This window comes from Microtetraspora glauca (assembly GCF_040656155.1).
Lineage (GTDB): Bacteria > Actinomycetota > Actinomycetes > Streptosporangiales > Streptosporangiaceae > Microtetraspora > Microtetraspora glauca.
In genome coordinates this window covers 91,806-106,654 of sequence record NZ_JBFALK010000019.1, presented here as the reverse complement: position 1 = coordinate 106,654, position 14,849 = coordinate 91,806, and the positions used below count along the sequence as shown (strand labels likewise).

14 protein-coding genes are annotated in these 14,849 nt (G+C 69.9%); 6 read left to right on the top strand and 8 right to left on the bottom strand.

Features of this window, described 5'->3' with window-relative positions; translation table 11 throughout:
- Positions 1-24: 24 nt before the first annotated feature.
- Positions 25-900, bottom strand: a complete 876-nt coding sequence (locus AB0I59_RS30510; RefSeq protein ID WP_061261124.1) for a LysR family transcriptional regulator — start codon at positions 898-900, stop codon at positions 25-27.
- A gap of 124 nt (positions 901-1,024) precedes the next feature.
- On the opposite strand from AB0I59_RS30510, the gene AB0I59_RS30505 reads away from it, so the two are divergent.
- The 4 genes from AB0I59_RS30505 to AB0I59_RS30490 all read left to right on the top strand — a co-directional run bounded on the left by AB0I59_RS30505 (position 1,025) and on the right by AB0I59_RS30490 (position 5,305).
- Positions 1,025-2,581 (top strand): amidohydrolase, encoded by a 1,557-nt coding sequence (locus AB0I59_RS30505; RefSeq protein ID WP_358138389.1) that lies wholly within the window; start codon positions 1,025-1,027, stop codon positions 2,579-2,581.
- Between the two features lie 14 nt (positions 2,582-2,595).
- Positions 2,596-3,552 carry an ABC transporter substrate-binding protein gene (locus AB0I59_RS30500; protein ID WP_358138387.1) on the top strand — a complete coding sequence of 319 codons (957 nt, stop codon included), beginning with the start codon at positions 2,596-2,598 and terminating at the stop codon, positions 3,550-3,552.
- A 2-nt stretch (positions 3,553-3,554) separates the two neighbouring features.
- Positions 3,555-4,463, top strand: coding sequence for an amino acid ABC transporter permease (locus AB0I59_RS30495; RefSeq protein WP_358138385.1), 909 nt, complete (start codon positions 3,555-3,557; stop codon positions 4,461-4,463).
- Positions 4,464-4,552: 89 nt separating this feature from the next.
- Positions 4,553-5,305: an amino acid ABC transporter ATP-binding protein gene (locus AB0I59_RS30490; protein ID WP_358138498.1), complete on the top strand. Its 753-nt coding sequence runs from the start codon at positions 4,553-4,555 to the stop codon at positions 5,303-5,305.
- A 320-nt stretch (positions 5,306-5,625) separates the two neighbouring features.
- On the opposite strand, the gene AB0I59_RS30485 is transcribed toward AB0I59_RS30490, so the two are convergent.
- Together AB0I59_RS30485 and AB0I59_RS30480 are read right to left on the bottom strand one after the other, a co-directional pair.
- Positions 5,626-6,486, bottom strand: coding sequence for a TIGR03619 family F420-dependent LLM class oxidoreductase (locus AB0I59_RS30485; RefSeq protein WP_358138383.1), 861 nt, complete (start codon positions 6,484-6,486; stop codon positions 5,626-5,628).
- Positions 6,483-7,019, bottom strand: coding sequence for a nuclear transport factor 2 family protein (locus tag AB0I59_RS30480; RefSeq protein ID WP_061261119.1), 537 nt, complete (start codon positions 7,017-7,019; stop codon positions 6,483-6,485). Before AB0I59_RS30480 ends, AB0I59_RS30485 begins: the two co-directional genes overlap by 4 nt.
- A gap of 480 nt (positions 7,020-7,499) precedes the next feature.
- On the opposite strand from AB0I59_RS30480, the gene AB0I59_RS30475 reads away from it, so the two are divergent.
- The gene (locus AB0I59_RS30475) at positions 7,500-9,065 is read left to right on the top strand and encodes a glycosyl hydrolase family 18 protein (protein ID WP_061261118.1); all 1,566 of its coding nucleotides are present in this window, start codon (positions 7,500-7,502) and stop codon (positions 9,063-9,065) included.
- Between the two features lie 140 nt (positions 9,066-9,205).
- Here the strand turns inward: AB0I59_RS30475 and AB0I59_RS30470 are convergent, their stop codons facing one another.
- Entirely contained in the window at positions 9,206-10,078 is an 873-nt protein-coding gene (locus AB0I59_RS30470) for a LuxR C-terminal-related transcriptional regulator (RefSeq protein ID WP_358138380.1), read from the bottom strand.
- Positions 10,079-10,164: 86 nt separating this feature from the next.
- Between AB0I59_RS30470 and AB0I59_RS30465 the strand changes: the two genes are divergently transcribed.
- Positions 10,165-11,802: an AMP-binding protein gene (locus AB0I59_RS30465; protein WP_358138378.1), complete on the top strand. Its 1,638-nt coding sequence runs from the start codon at positions 10,165-10,167 to the stop codon at positions 11,800-11,802.
- Between the two features lie 39 nt (positions 11,803-11,841).
- Here AB0I59_RS30465 and AB0I59_RS30460 read toward each other — a convergent pair whose 3' ends face one another.
- From AB0I59_RS30460 to AB0I59_RS30445, 4 genes are all read right to left on the bottom strand, one after another.
- The gene (locus tag AB0I59_RS30460; protein ID WP_061261115.1) at positions 11,842-12,120 is read right to left on the bottom strand and encodes a dsRBD fold-containing protein; all 279 of its coding nucleotides are present in this window, start codon (positions 12,118-12,120) and stop codon (positions 11,842-11,844) included.
- Between the two features lie 131 nt (positions 12,121-12,251).
- Positions 12,252-12,875 (bottom strand): CBS domain-containing protein, encoded by a 624-nt coding sequence (locus tag AB0I59_RS30455; protein ID WP_358138376.1) that lies wholly within the window; start codon positions 12,873-12,875, stop codon positions 12,252-12,254.
- Positions 12,876-12,997: 122 nt separating this feature from the next.
- Positions 12,998-14,173 (bottom strand): cytochrome P450, encoded by a 1,176-nt coding sequence (locus tag AB0I59_RS30450; protein WP_061261114.1) that lies wholly within the window; start codon positions 14,171-14,173, stop codon positions 12,998-13,000.
- Positions 14,174-14,284: 111 nt separating this feature from the next.
- Positions 14,285-14,791, bottom strand: a complete 507-nt coding sequence (locus tag AB0I59_RS30445; protein WP_358138374.1) for a hypothetical protein — start codon at positions 14,789-14,791, stop codon at positions 14,285-14,287.
- Between the last annotated feature and the right edge of the window lie 58 nt (positions 14,792-14,849).

Here is a 14,849-nt window from a genome sequence, read left to right as displayed (position 1 = left end):
AGCGCGGGTCGGCGCCGCCGCCGGTCAGACCGCCAGCGCGTCCAGCAGGGAGTGCAGGGACGCGGTCTCGCGCTCGGGGCGGACCAGGCTGAAGATACTGCGGCTGGTGTTCAGCCACGGCACGTCGGCGACCACGACGTCCCTGCCGTGCCCGCGCAGCGCGAGGTCGGTCACGAGGGCCGCGCCTATGCCCGCCTCGACCATCGTCAACGTGATCTTGAAGTCGTCGGAGTAGCAGGCCACCCGGGGGCGCAGGTTCCACCGGGCGAAGACGCTGTCGAAGAAGGAGGCGTCGCTGCTGCCGGGATGATGCATGATCCACGGCAGGTCGACGAGCTGCTCGACCCGGTAGGGCGCGAGGTCGAGCCAGTCGCGCGGGTGGACGATCTTGTAGCGGTCCTCGGCGATCCAGTGCCGTCCGAGTGCCGACGGCCAGGACAGGCCGGAGTTCCCCACCTGGTAGACGATCGCCGCGTCCATCTCGCCGCCGGCGCCCAGACGCGGGATGAGCTGGGAGGACTCGGCGACGGAGACCTTGATCCCGGCCCGGTCCTGCGGCTCCATCCGTCGCAGGACACCGGCCAGCACGTCGGCGAAGCTGGGAAAGATGCCCAGGTGGATCTGGCCGCCGCTGTTCCTGTGCACGGCCTGGACGGTGGCGACCATGCGCTCGATGTCCATGAGCACGGTCTCCGCGTGCCTGGCCAGCACCTCGGCGGCGCTGGTGGGCAGCACGCTGTGGGCCGAGCGGTCGAACAGCTTCACGCCCATCTTCCGCTCCAGCGCGGCCATCTGCTGGGACACGGCCGAGGAGGTGTAACCGAGCCGGTTGGCGGCGGCGGCGAAGGACCCCAGCTGGACGACCTCACGGAGCGTGCGCAGGTGTTCCGGCTTCAGCATTAGCGTTCCTTATTCTCAGCGTCGCCAAATGTCGTGTTTATAGCGCTTCCGACTTCTTTTCGCCACTCCTACAGTGATGGCCACCGTCACTCGAGAGCCCTTGAGAGTCACATTGAGCATCCGCGTGTACCGAAACGCCGCCATCTACACAGGAGACAGCGGCACCCCGCCTGCCCAGGCCATGGCCGTGGACGGCGAGCTGCTGCTGGCCGTCGGCGGAGAGGCGGAGGTACGCGAGGCCGCGGGCGCGGGCGCCGAGCTGATCGACCTGGAGGGCGCGGCGGTGATCCCGGGGCTCTACGACGCCCACATCCACACCGCGCAGTACGCCCAGAGCCTGGACGCGGTGGACCTGCGCGACGTGCGCTCCCTGGACGACGCGCTGGCCAAGGTGGCCGCGCACGCGGCGCGGCTGCGACCGGGCGCCTGGCTGTTCGGCGGCCGGTGGAACAGCAACACCTGGGATCCGCCGACGCAGCCGGACCGGTACGCGCTCGACTCGGTCTGCCCCGAACTTCCGGTCGCGCTGCCCAGCGTGGACGGCCACACGGTATGGGCCAACTCCGCGGCGCTGCGGCTGGCCGGCATCGACGCGAACACCCCCGACCCGGTGGGCGGCGAGATCGTCAGGGACGCGGACGGGGAGCCCACCGGCATCCTGCGCGAGTCGGCCTCCTACCCGCTGCGCGGGCTGATGGTCTCCCCCGACCTGCGTGACCTGCTCCGCGCCGCGCAGGAGGAGCTGCTCGCGCTCGGCCTGACCAGCGTGCACGACATCGACGGTGAGGACTGCCGCGCCGCCTACCTGGAGCTGCACGACGCCGGCGAGCTGAAACTGCGCGTGCACAAGTCGATCCCGATGATCCACCTGGAGGCCGCCATCGCCGAGGGCCGCCGTACCGGCCAGGGCGACGACTGGGTCCGCACCGGCCCCGTGAAGATCTTCAGTGACGGCGCGCTGGGCTCGCACACCTGCCACATGAGCGAGTCCTTCGCCGGCGAGCAGGGCAACGTGGGCATCGCGGTCACACCGTACGAGGACCTGGTCAGGCTGTTCGCCAGGGCCTCGGGGGCCGGCATCGCGGTGGCCACGCACGCCATCGGCGACCGGGCGGCCCACCTGGTCATCGACGCCTACGAGGCCGTCGGCCGTGCCGCGGGGCTGCGCCACCGCATCGAGCACGCCCAGCACCTGCGGCCCGGCGACCTGGCCAGGATGGCGCGTCTGGGCATCGTCGCCTCGATGCAGCCCGTGCACTGCACCAGCGACATCGACCTGGTCGACTCCCTGCTCGCCGGGCACGAGCTGGCGTCCTACGCCTGGCGCGGGATGCTGAACGTCGGCGTCGCGCTGGCCTTCGGCTCCGACGCCCCGGTCGAGCATCCCAACCCCTTCGCCGCGCTGTACGCCGCGGTGACCCGTACCCGCACCGACGGCACCCCCGCCGGTGGCTGGCAGCCTGAACAGCGGCTGAGCATGGCCGAGGCCATCACCGCCCACACCCTGGGCGCCGCATACGCCGCGGGCGAGGACGACCGCAAGGGTGTCCTCGCCCCCGGCAAGCTCGCCGACTTCATCGCGGTGGACACCGACCCCTACCGGGAGTCGCCTGACGCGGTACTGCGCACCAACGTCATGACCACCGTCGTCGGCGGCGAAGTCCGCTGGCAGCGAATCTGAAGGAGCACCCCCCGTTGAACACCCGGATCCTCACCACGCTCGCCGCCGGCGCGCTGCTCGCCGCCACCGCTGCCTGCGGCGCCCAGTCCCTGGACGACGACGGCGCGTCCGGCGCGTCCGCCACGGCCCCGGCCGTCGTCCTCGACCAGGCTCCCACCGAGGAGAAGGCGGCCGACGTCATCAACGCCATCACCCCGGACAAGGACCTCGCGGCCAAGGCGCCGGCGAGCCTCAAGTCCGGCGGGCTGAAGGTCGTCTCCTCCATCGGCTACCCGCCGATGGAACTGTTCGCCACCGACGGCAAGACGCCGATCGGTTTCGACCCCGCCCTGGCCCGGGCCATCGCCAGGAAGCTCGGCGTCAAGGTGACCATCACCGACGAGGAGTTCAACTCGCAGATCCCCGGCGTGCTGACCGGCCGCTACGACTTCGTCATCTCCTCGATGACCGACAACCCGGAGCGGCAGGGCCAGGTCACCTTCGTCGACTACGTGCAGGCGGGCTCGGGGATGCTGGTCAAGGCGGGCAACGCGGCCGGCATCGCCGGGCCGAAGGACCTGTGCGGCAAGACGGTCTCCGTCGTCGACAACGGCTCCTCCATGGAGCTGGCCGAGAGCTACGACGCCGACTGCAAGAAGGACGGCAAGGCGGCGGTGAACATCCTGAAGTTCCCCGGCGACACGGAGGCCATGCTCCAGGTGAGCAACGGCCGGGCGCAGGCCACCGTCACCGACTACGTGGTGGCCGCCTACAAGTCCGCCGATCCCAAGCTCGCCATGGAGGCGATCGCGCTCGAAGGCACCGAGAGCCCGTGGGGCATCGGGATGAAGCCGGACAACAAGGAGCTCATCGAGTCCGTCAAGGGCGCGCTGGACGCGCTCATCCAGAGCGGCGAGTACGGCAAGCTGCTCGCGGCGTGGAACCTCGACAAGCTGGCCGTCCAGTCCGCTGTGATCAACGGCGGTAAGTGACCGTGCGGACCGAACCGATCACCGACGCGTCAGGCCGGCCGATCCCCGTCGCGCGGACCTGGCACTGGGGCCGCTGGCTGGCCGCGGCGGTCGCGCTGGCGGTCGCGGCCCGGCTGGCCTACCTCATCGTGGCCAACCCGAACCTGGACTGGGGCAAGGTCGCCGGGTACCTGTTCAACGAGCGAATCCTGAGCGGGGTCTGGGTCACCATCGAGATCTCGGTGCTGGCCACGGCCCTCGGGCTGGTCCTGGGCGTGCTGGTCGCGATCATGCGGCTGGCGCACAACCCGGTGCTGAGCGGTCTGGCCACGTTCTACATCTGGTTCTTCCGCGGCACGCCGGTGCTGGTGCAGCTCATCTTCTGGTACAACCTGGCGTTCCTGTTCCCCGAGCTGGTGCTCAAGATCCCGTTCACCATGATCGGCCTCAAGTGGGACACCAACCAGGTGATGACCGGCTTCACCTCGGCCATGCTCGGGCTGGGGCTGAACCTGGCCGCCTACTTCGCCGAGACCGTGCGCGCCGGGATCCAGGCCGTCGACCGCGGCCAGACCGAGGCGGCGTACGCGCTGGGCATGACGCCGGCCAAGCGGATGCGGGTCATCGTGCTGCCGCAGGCGCTGCGCATCATCATCCCGCCGACCGGCAACGAGTTCATCTCCATGCTGAAGACCACCTCGCTGGTCTACGTGGTCGCCGGGCACGACCTGATGACCAACGCCAGCCAGATATACAAGGCGAACAATCTGATCATGGAGCTGCTGATCGTGGCGAGCCTCTGGTACATGCTCATGACCGCCGTGGCGACCTTCCTGCAGGGCCGGCTGGAGCGCCGTTTCGGCTCCGACGCCGTACGGCTGGTGCGCGGGGGCGGCCTGGCGGCCAGGATCCTGCCGAAGGTGGCCGCGTGAAGCCCGCCGCGAACCCCGGTGCGGACGCGGTCGTGGACCCGGTCGTGGATTCCGTTCCGGACCCGGTCGTGCGGGCGTCGGGCGTCCGGATGAGCTACGGCGACGTGCAGGTGCTCAACGGTGTGGACTTCACCGTGGCCTCCGGCGAGGTGAGCTGCGTCATCGGCCCGTCGGGCTCGGGCAAGTCCACGTTCCTGCGTTGCCTCAACGGCCTGGAGCCGGTGCTCGGCGGCAGCCTGCGGGTGCTCGGCGAGGAGGTGGGCCACACGCTGCGCGACGGCAGGTACCACCCATGGACGCCCAAGGAGTTCGCCTCCTTCCGCAGGAACATCGGCATGGTGTTCCAGCGCTTCAACCTCTTCGCCCATCAGAACGCGCTGGAGAACGTCGCCTGCGGCCCCGTCCACGTGCTGGGCACCCCGACGGATCGGGCGCGGGTGCTGGCGATGGAGCATCTGGAGCGGGTGGGCCTGGCCGACCACGCGCACAAGCGGCCCCACCAGCTCTCCGGCGGCCAGCAGCAGCGGGTGGCCATCGCCAGGGCGCTGGCGATGAACCCGGCGCTGATGCTGTTCGACGAGCCGACCTCCGCGCTGGACCCGGAGCTGGTCGACGAGGTTCTGGAGGTCATGAAGGGCCTGGCCGCCGAGGGGATGACGATGGTCGTGGTGACCCACGAGATCGCCTTCGCCAGGGAGGTCGGCGACTGGCTGACCTTCTTCGCCGACGGCGTGGTCGTCGAGCGGGGCCGGCCCGGCGAACTCCTGGCCGCTCCGGCCCACGAACGGACCCGGGCGTTCCTGTCCAGCGTGCTCGGCTCGAAGGAGCGCCAGGAACCCTAGGTGACCGGTGCTGACGGCACCGCGCGCATCGCGACGCGACAAGCGTGGCGGCAAGCGTGGCGGCAAGCGGCAACACGCGGCAACACATGACAACACGTGGAGAAGGCCCGGAACTCGGCGGGTAGCCGGGACGCATTACTGCGCCCCGGCCCCTCAGAGCCGTGCGTGCCACTCGTCGCGGCACGCGGCTCAAGCAAGCCCCGGAGGGTGGTTCAGGGTTTGTTGTGCTGGTCTCCTGCGTTGGCGGGCGAGGAACCCGCGATGGCGGAGGAGTGCACGAGGCGGGTCGGGTTGCCGTCCGGTGAGCCGGGCCGCGCCACCTACGCGGAGAAGGCGAGTTCGGCGAAGGCTTCGAGCTGCTCCAGATAATGGGCGAGCGACTCGTGCTTCACGGTGAGGTTGATGCGGGTGCCGCCCGCGCCGGCGGCGGCCTCGAGGAGTTCGGCGACCCTGTCGGGGGCGTTCAGGGCGTCGACGCGCCGGCCGGGGGTGAAGACCACGTCGAAGTCCGGGGGCAGTTCCACGGAATCGAGCATCTGGCGCAGCTTCTCCGGCGACGGGCCGTGGAACGCCTGGGGGGCGGGGGCCCAGCCGTCAGCGAGGCTGGTCGCGCGGCGCAGGGCGCGCATGCTGTGGCCGCCGACCCACAGCGGGACCTTGTCCTGGACGGCGTGCGGGTCGATCACCACCTCCTTGAACGAGAAGTACGGGCCGTCGTAGGACGCGATGCGGGTGGACAGGCACGCGCGCAGGGCACGTAGAGCGTCGTCGGCGCGGGCTCCGCGGTCTTCGAAGGGCTTGCCCAGCAAGTCGAACTCGGCGCGCAGGCTGCCCACGCCCAGGCCGAGGATCAGCCGGCCGCCGCTGAGGTAGTCAAGGGTTCCGAAGCGCTTGGCCAGCTCAAGCGGGTGGTAGAAGGGCAGGACCAGCACGTACGGCAGGAAGCGCAGCCGTTCGGTATGCCCCGCGAGGAACGAGAACGTCGCGAGCGGGTCGTAGAAGCGCTCGCGTTGGGGGACGCCCTGCGGCACGGCGACGTGGTCAGGGCCGGTCATGAAGTCGAACCCGAGGCGGTCGGCGGTCTTGGCGACCTGGAGCAGTTCGGGAACCCCGGCGTGCTCCTCCCATGCGGGGCGGTTGCCGGAGAGGGCGAGGATGGGGGAGCTGATACCGACTTTCATGAGTCCGCCTTCCCAGAGGTGATGCGCTGTCGAAGCTGGATGAGAGGGTCCTGGTCGTCATGCCGTCCCGAGGGCCCGTCGCCCTCCTTGGCCATGAAGCGGCCGACCTCGGATCTGGTCCACTCGCGGACCGCCCAGCGCTCGAAGATGGCCCACCGGCCGTCCCGGTAGGTCATGTGATCGACGAAGCGCACCCCACTGGTGAAGTTGGCGCGGGCGCTGTCGGCCGGCTCGCCCCAATGGACGGAAGTGCCGTACGTCTCCGAGACCGCCGCGTCTCCGTACAGTTCGACCAGGTGGTTGCCCAGGATGTGCATGGTCCCGCCGGTCCGGGCGCGGGCCCGGAGCTTGGGCTCGACCCAGGCGAGGTACTCCCCGACGGGCCCCGTGAAACCGGTGTGGTGGTCGATCGCGTCGGGGTGGTACGCCGAGCGCACCAGATCCATGTCGAGCCGGTCGACGCCCCGGCAGTACCGCAGGACGACCTCGTGGATCTCCCGCCGATCCGACCACTCCGAACGCTGCTGCGCCACGGCTTCCCTTTCGGTCCGTTGTTCTTCTGCGCAGGTTAGGGAGCCTCGCCGGGTATGGGCGGCGGAGTCCCGTTGATCGGAAGCGACCGGGGAACCGTCGTCATGGAACGGCGAAGAGCCCGGCACCAGATCCGGGCTCTTCGCCGTGGTCGGGATGCGCCAGGTCGAGGTCCTCGATGTTGACGCCCAGGACCTCCTCGGCGCGGCCCGGCGCGTTCCAGGTGCCGACCGCCGCGCTGCCCCGCAGGGGCTCGAGAGCTTCACCGATCGACGCGGCGTTATCGCTGGCGAGAGAGTTATTTGTTAAGAAACTTGACAGATGGCGCCACCGATCCCGACCATGTACCCACGCGGATCCGTGCACTCATCCGGCTCACTGGCAAGGAAGTCCGCCGGCGATGTCGCCGGCGGACCATCACCCGTACCCACCCCCCTCGATCGGCGCGGAAGCGCCGATCGCTCCTGGTTCGGGAGACCGTCATGCGAAACCGAACATCGCGCCTGCTGACGCTGGCAGTATCGCTACTGCTGGCGGCCATGGGCGCGCTCATCACCCAGATGCCGGCCAACGCGGCCAACCTGCTCGAGAACGCGGGCTTCGAGACCGGAACCCTCGCGCCCTGGTCCTGCACCGGCGGGCTGGGGTCGGTGGTCGGCTCGCCGGTCCGCTCCGGCACTAAGGCGCTCGCCGGCGCGGCGAGCGCCTCCGACACCGCCCAATGCAGCCAGACCGTGACCGTACGGCCGAACACGGCCTACACCCTGAGCGCCTGGGTCCGCGGCAACTACGTCTACCTCGGCGTGAACGGCGGCGGATCCACCTGGACCCCGTCGGCGACGGCGTACACACAGCTCACCGTTTCCTTCACCACCGCGGCCGCCCAGACCACCGCCGTGATCTACCTGCACGGCTGGTACGGCCAGGGCACCTACTACGCCGACGACGTGAACTTCGACGGTCCGGGAGCCTCGCCGTCGCCCTCGGCCTCGGCCTCCCCTTCGCCGTCGGCGTCCCCCTCCCCCTCTCCCTCGGCGTCCCCGTCGGCGTCGCCCTCGCCGTCCGCCTCTCCCTCGGCCTCGCCGACCGACACCACGTGCGCGGTCAAGTCCCGACCGGCGGGCAAGGTCATCCAGGGCTACTGGGAGAACTGGGACGGCGCGTCGAACGGCGTGCACCCGCCGCTCGGCTGGATTCCGATCACCGACCCCCGCATCCAGGCCCACGGCTACAACGTGATCAACGCCGCGTTCCCGGTCATCCGCTCCGACGGCACCGTCCTGTGGGAAGACGGCATGGACTCCACCGTGAAGGTCGCCACGCCGGCCGAGATGTGCCAGGCCAAGGCCGCCGGCGCCACGATCCTGATGTCCATCGGCGGAGCGACCGCCGGCATCGATCTCAGCTCCAGCACCGTCGCCGACCGCTTCGTCGCGACCGTCGTGCCGATCCTCAAGAGGTACAACTTCGACGGCATCGACATCGACATCGAGACCGGCCTCAGCGGCAGCGGCAACATCAACCAGCTGTCCGCCTCCCAGGCCAACCTCATCCGCATCATCGACGGCGTGCTCGCCCAGATGCCCGCGGGCTTCGGCCTGACCATGGCCCCGGAGACGGCGTACGTCACCGGCGGCAGCGTCACCTACGGCTCGATCTGGGGCGCGTACCTGCCGATCATCAAGAAGTACGCCGACAACGGCCGCCTGTGGTGGCTGAACATGCAGTACTACAACGGAAGCATGTACGGCTGCTCCGGCGACTCCTACTCCGCCGGAACGGTGCAGGGCTTCACCGCCCAGACCACCTGCCTGAACAACGGCCTGGTCATCCAGGGCACCACGATCAAAGTCCCCTACGACAAGCAGGTCCCCGGCCTGCCCGCCCAGTCCGGGGCCGGGGGCGGCTACATGGCGCCCTCCCTGGTGAGCCAGAGCTGGAACAGCTTCAGCGGCGGCCTCAAGGGTCTGATGACCTGGTCCATCAACTGGGACGGGTCGAAGGGCTGGACCTTCGGCGACAACGTCAGGAGCCTGCAGGGGCGCTGACCGTACGCGAAGGCCGCCCCCGAACGATCGGGGGCGGCCTCACCCGTGACCACGACCGGGAGGCGCCGGCGACCGCTCACCGGCGCCGACCACGAGCAGGAGGCACCGACGGCCGCTCACCGGCGCGCCGTTCCGCCCGCCTACGGCATGAAGCCCGAGCGGCGGGCGACGACCACGGCCTCCATCCGGCTGTGCGCGCCCAGCTTGCGCATGATGGTGCGCAGGTAGCTCTTGACCGTCTCGGGAAGAATGCCGAGGCGCCGCCCCGTCTCGGCGTTGCCGCATCCCACGGCGACCAGGGCCAGCACGTCCAGCTCCCGCGGCGACAGCGGGTTCGCGCGCGGCGGCCGCCCGTTCGTCCGCGCCAGCCTGTCACAGACGTCCTGGAGGCGTGACCGGATGGCGGGGTCGGCGATCTCCTGCGCGATCGACCGCAGCTGGGCGTGCGCCTGGCGGACCTCCTCCCACTCCGGTGCGGTCGGCGCCTCGCGCACGGCCCGGGTGATCGCGGCGGTCTCCAGCTCGACCATCCGCCGCTCGACCTCGCGCCGCACGGCCAGCTCGATCCCCGCGCGAAGGGCGACCTGGGTCATGGCGTCCAGCACGCGGGTGCTGAGTGACAACGACTCGCGTGTCCCGCCGTACAGGACCCCGAACACCGAGCCGTCCATGGTGATCGGCACCGCCGCGATGGCCCGCAGCCCTTCGGCGATCACCGGCTTGTCGTACTCGTGGCTGATCCGCAGGTCGCTCGTGTAGTCGTCGACGCTGCCGGGGCGCGAGGTGACGAGCACCTGGCCGCCGAGCCCGTTGCCGGCTCCGATGACCAGTCCGCGCAGGGCGCCGGTCAGGGTTCCGGTGAACCCCGTGAGCGGCACGTCCCGGCCCTGGGGCGACACCGCGCCGCCGAAGGCGACGGGAAGCCCCGTCACCCGGCGCATCCTCCGCAGGGCGGTGTGCAGCACTTCGCGTTCGTGTTCCGGGTCGCTGACCGGTGCGTGCGATACGGCCATATCACCGGGATGGTATGAGATTCAGCGGCGGCGGCCACCCCCGAACGGGGGTGGTGGCGCGACGCGTCCGGGCGGATGCTTCGTTCATGGGCGACTTACCTCTCTCGTACTCCTGCGGCACCTCCGATGTCCCCCTGCTCGGAGAGACGATCGGGGCGAATCTCGAACGCACGGTCGCGCGCTTCGCTGATCGCGAAGCCCTGGTGGAGGTGGCGACAGGGCGCCGCTGGACCTACGCCGAGCTCGACGCCGCGGTGAACGAGGTCGCGCTCGGACTGATGGCCGGCGGCGTCGCCAAGGGCGACCGGGTCGGCATCTGGGCGCCCAACTGCGCCGAGTGGGTGCTCGTCCAGTACGCCACCGCGAAGATCGGCGCCATCCTCGTCAACGTCAACCCCGCCTACCGCGGCCACGAACTGGCCTATGTGGTGAGACAGTCCGGCATGCGGCTGCTGATCAGCGCGGTCGCGCACCGGACCAGCGACTACCGGGCGATGATCGCCGAGATCGGGTTCACGGACGTCGTGTTCATCGGCGAGCGCGGATGGGACGAACTCGTCGAGAACGGCAGGCGGAGCGATCCGACGGCGCTGCGGGAACGGGCGGCGACGCTGACCTTCGACGACCCGATCAACATCCAGTACACCTCGGGCACCACGGGCTTCCCCAAGGGCGCCACGCTGTCGCATCACAACATCCTGAACAACGGCTACTTCGTGGCCGAGTCGGTCGGCTACACCGAGGCCGACCGCGTCTGCCTGCCGGTTCCGCTGTACCACTGCTTCGGGATGGTCATGGGCAACCTGGGCGTGACCTCCCGCGGCTCGTGCATCGTGCTTCCCGCGCCCGGCTTCGACCCCGAGCTCACGCTGCGCGCCGTCGAGCGGGAGCGCTGCACCTCCCTGTACGGCGTGCCCACCATGTTCATCGCCGAACTCGGCCATCCGGACTTCGCCTCCTTCGACCTGTCCAGCCTGCGTACCGGGATCATGGCCGGTTCGCCCTGTCCGGTCGAGGTGATGAAGCGCGTCGTCTCCGAGATGAACATGAGCGAGGTGGCGATCTGCTACGGCATGACGGAGACCTCCCCCGTGTCGACGATGACGCGCCGCGACGACGGGCTCGCCCGCCGCACCGAGACGGTCGGGCGGGCGATGCCGCACATCGAGGTCAAGATCGTCGACCCCGCGTCGGGCCTGCCGGTGCCCCGCGGCGAGGCCGGGGAGCTGTGCACCCGTGGCTACTCGGTCATGCTCGGGTACTGGGCGCAGCCGGACGCCACCGCCGAGGCGATCGACGCCGCGCGCTGGATGCACACCGGCGATCTGGCGATCATGGATGCCGAGGGCTACGTCACCATCGTGGGCCGGATCAAGGACATGGTGATCCGCGGCGGCGAGAACGTCTACCCGCGCGAGATCGAGGAGTTCCTCTACACCCACCCCGACATCGCCGACGTCCAGGTGATCGGCGTGCCCGACCAGAAGTACGGCGAGGAGCTCATGGCCTGGATCATCATGCGGCCGGGGGCCGAGCCGCTCACGACCGAGCGGCTCAAGGAGTTCGGCGCCGGGCGCCTCGCGCACTACAAGATCCCCCGTTACGTCCACGTGGTGGACGCGTTCCCCATGACGGTCACGGGAAAGATCCGCAAGGTGGAGATGCGGGAAAGCGCCCTCGACATCCTCGGCCTGCACGACGCGGCCCGCATCCGGAACGCGTGAGCGGTCGGTTCGCGGCACCGGCCTCCTCCGTGGAGAGTCTCACCACAGGTCGAGATCGGCCGTCTCCTCGATTCCCGCCTGCCGGGAGATCATCTCTCTGACGGCGGCCTGATACAGGGAATGGCTGAGCCTGGCCAGGGCACGGGCGGCGGCCAGTTCGTCGCCGATCTCCGGGACCGACTGGTCGTCCGGACTGCGGCGGGCGTGGCCCGTGCCTGAGACGCTGACGCCGTCCACGACGGCCAGCGCGGCCTGTGCGTAGGTGTCGTCGCCGTGCTCGGTGATGTCGACGGTGACGTTCCAGCGCTTGTCGGTCATCGTTGTCCTCCTTGGTGGGAGGCGTTGTCCTCCTTGGCGGGAGGCGCCTCGTCCGTCCTCGGCCGAGAGTGTCCCGGCCGAGGAGGGGGTCCGGGATCGAACCGCCGCCGGCCCGACCTCGTGAGCGCTCCTCAGGAAGTGAGCACGACGTCGGCCACTCCCGGCACAGTGCGGGCGATGACCTCGGCGATCCGTGCCGACCTGTCGTCCAGGTCACCGCCGTGCAGTTCGACGACTCCGTCGTGTACGGCCACCCGCCACTCCGTCGTCTCGAACGAATCCTGCAGCGCCGTGAGGACGTCGTCGCGGATCCTCTCGTCACCGTGGGCGAGCATCCCCATCAGGTCGCGCCTGCTGGCGATGCCCACGACGTCGTCGCCGCGTACGACCGGGACGCTCTTCACCCCGGTCGAGATCATCAGATCCACGAGTTCCAGGACGTCGGCGTCCTCCCTGACGGTCCTGACGTTCGGCGTCATGACCTCCTCGACCCCCACGGACGGCGGCGAGTCCGGTGGGGCCGAGGGACGGAGGTAGGCCCTGGGGTCCGCTTCGAACTCTCCGCGCAGGAGGTCCATCTCGCTGACGATCCCGACCATCCGGCCGTTCTCGTCGACCACCGGCGCCGCCGTGATGTCCTGTTCGTAGAGCAGGTGGATGGCCTGTTTGACGCTCCACGTCCGCGGCAGCGTCACCACCGGCGCGGTCATCATCTCCCGGACGAGCATCGCGACCACCCCCTCACTCCATCCCACCCCTCGCCGCCCTCCCCACCCAGGGGCGAAGGTCCTTGGCCGGAGAGTGCCGCGGTCGTCGCGACGACCGCGGCACCGCGCGCCCGCGCGTGAATCCGCTCGCGGGGACGCGCGCGCACCTGTCACCAGGTGACGGGCAGCGAGTCCAGGCCGTAGACGATCGCGATCTTCCGGAAGGCGACGTCCTCCGCCGGTACGGCCAGGCGCAGGCCGGGGAACCGGCGCACCAGAGCCGGATAGGCGATCCGCAGCTCCATCCGCGCCAGCGGGGCGCCGACGCAGCGGTGGATGCCGTGTCCGAAGGCCAGGTGCGACCGGAAGTCCCGGGACGGGTCGGCGGTGTCCATCTCCGGGCCGAGGGCCGGGTCGCGGTTGGCCGCCGACAGCGAGCACAGGACCATCGAGCCTTGGGCGATGGGCTGTCCGGCCAGGACCAGGTCTTCCCGCGCGAACCGCGGGAAGGCGACCTGGACCACGGTCATGTAGCGCAGCAACTCCTCCACCACCTGCTCGACGTGGTCGTCCCGGTCACGGACCAACGCCAGGTGCTCGGGATTGTCGAGCAGCCACAGCGCGCCGAGCGCGAGCATGCTGGTGCTGGTGTCGTGCCCGCCGGTCAGGAGCCCGTCGACCAGGCTGGCGAGTTCCCGGTCGCTGATCTCGTCGCCGTGCTCGCGGATCAGCCCGCCCAGCAGCCCGTCACCGGGGCGGAGCCGTTCCCTTGCGACCAGGTCGGTGAGATAGGACATCGTGTCGTTGATGGCCTGCAGGGACGCCTCGGGACCCGCCGAGAAGTCGAACCTGTCGGTACTCAGCCGCAGGAAGTCCGCCTGCTCCTCGTACGGCACGCCGACCAGCTCGCACACCACGAGCGAGGGGATGGGGAGCGCGAAGTGGCGGACCAGGTCGGCCCCCGGCCCCTCCTTCTCCATGACGTCAAGCTGGTGCTCCACGATGGCGCCGATCCGGGGCTCCAGCCGCTGGAGCCGCCGCATGGTGAACTCGGGCGTGAGCATGCGCCGGAGACGGGTGTGCTCGGGCGGGTCGCGGAAGCCGAGGCCGCCGGGGTCCTCCTGGTTGGAGCCGGCGGCGATGATGTTGCCGAAGTCGTTGCTGAACCGGGTGCTGTCCCCGAGGACGGCGCGGACGTCCTCGTAGCGGGTGACCAGCCAGACCGTCGAGCCGTCGGGCATCGGCAGGGGGTGCACAGGACGCTCGGCCCGGATCTGGGCGAGCTCGGCGACCGGGTTCATCCCCTCGCGCAGGAACTGCACGAGCGGAAACTCGGTTTCGGACATGGTGGTGTTCCTATCGTCATGTGATCGCACGGCTGGTGAGCCGGGCACGCGGCAGCCGGGAGCGAACGCGCGCGATCGACGCGGCGCGCACGCCTTCGGTGAGAGGGGTGGCTACCGCGGGTCCGGAGGACCACGCCGACGGATCGAATGTCGGAGATTCTCGGAGATCAGCGGCCGAGGGGAGCTTTGGGAGAACCCCACGGCCGGTACCGGCGGCGTGCGAACCGAGGCGCGCAGCAGCCGGCCGAAACCGCTGTCCAGCATGTCGAGCAGTGCCCACAGCACCGCCTCTCCGCGTGCCAGGCACAACGCGGTCATGCCGATCGCCCACCCGTGCATGAGCAGCATGCTCACGCTCGGCATGAGCCCGGAATGAACGTGCGCCTGGGCCGACTCGGGCATCGACGCGTGCACCAGAGTGAACATCACGTGGAGCAGCAGTTGCAGGCATCCCAAGAACGGAAGGATCACCCGCAACGTGCGTTCGCGCCCGGTCAGGGGAAACACGCTGACGAAGGAGATGCCGAGGCCGCCGAACACGCTCGTCTGGGAGAGAGCGGCGCCGGCGAAAGCATGCGCCATCGCACTCAGACCGACACACGCCACGGCGAACGCCATGGCCCGGACGATGCGGAAGGGCAATGCCGCAGACATAACTCCGCAATCATTCCACATG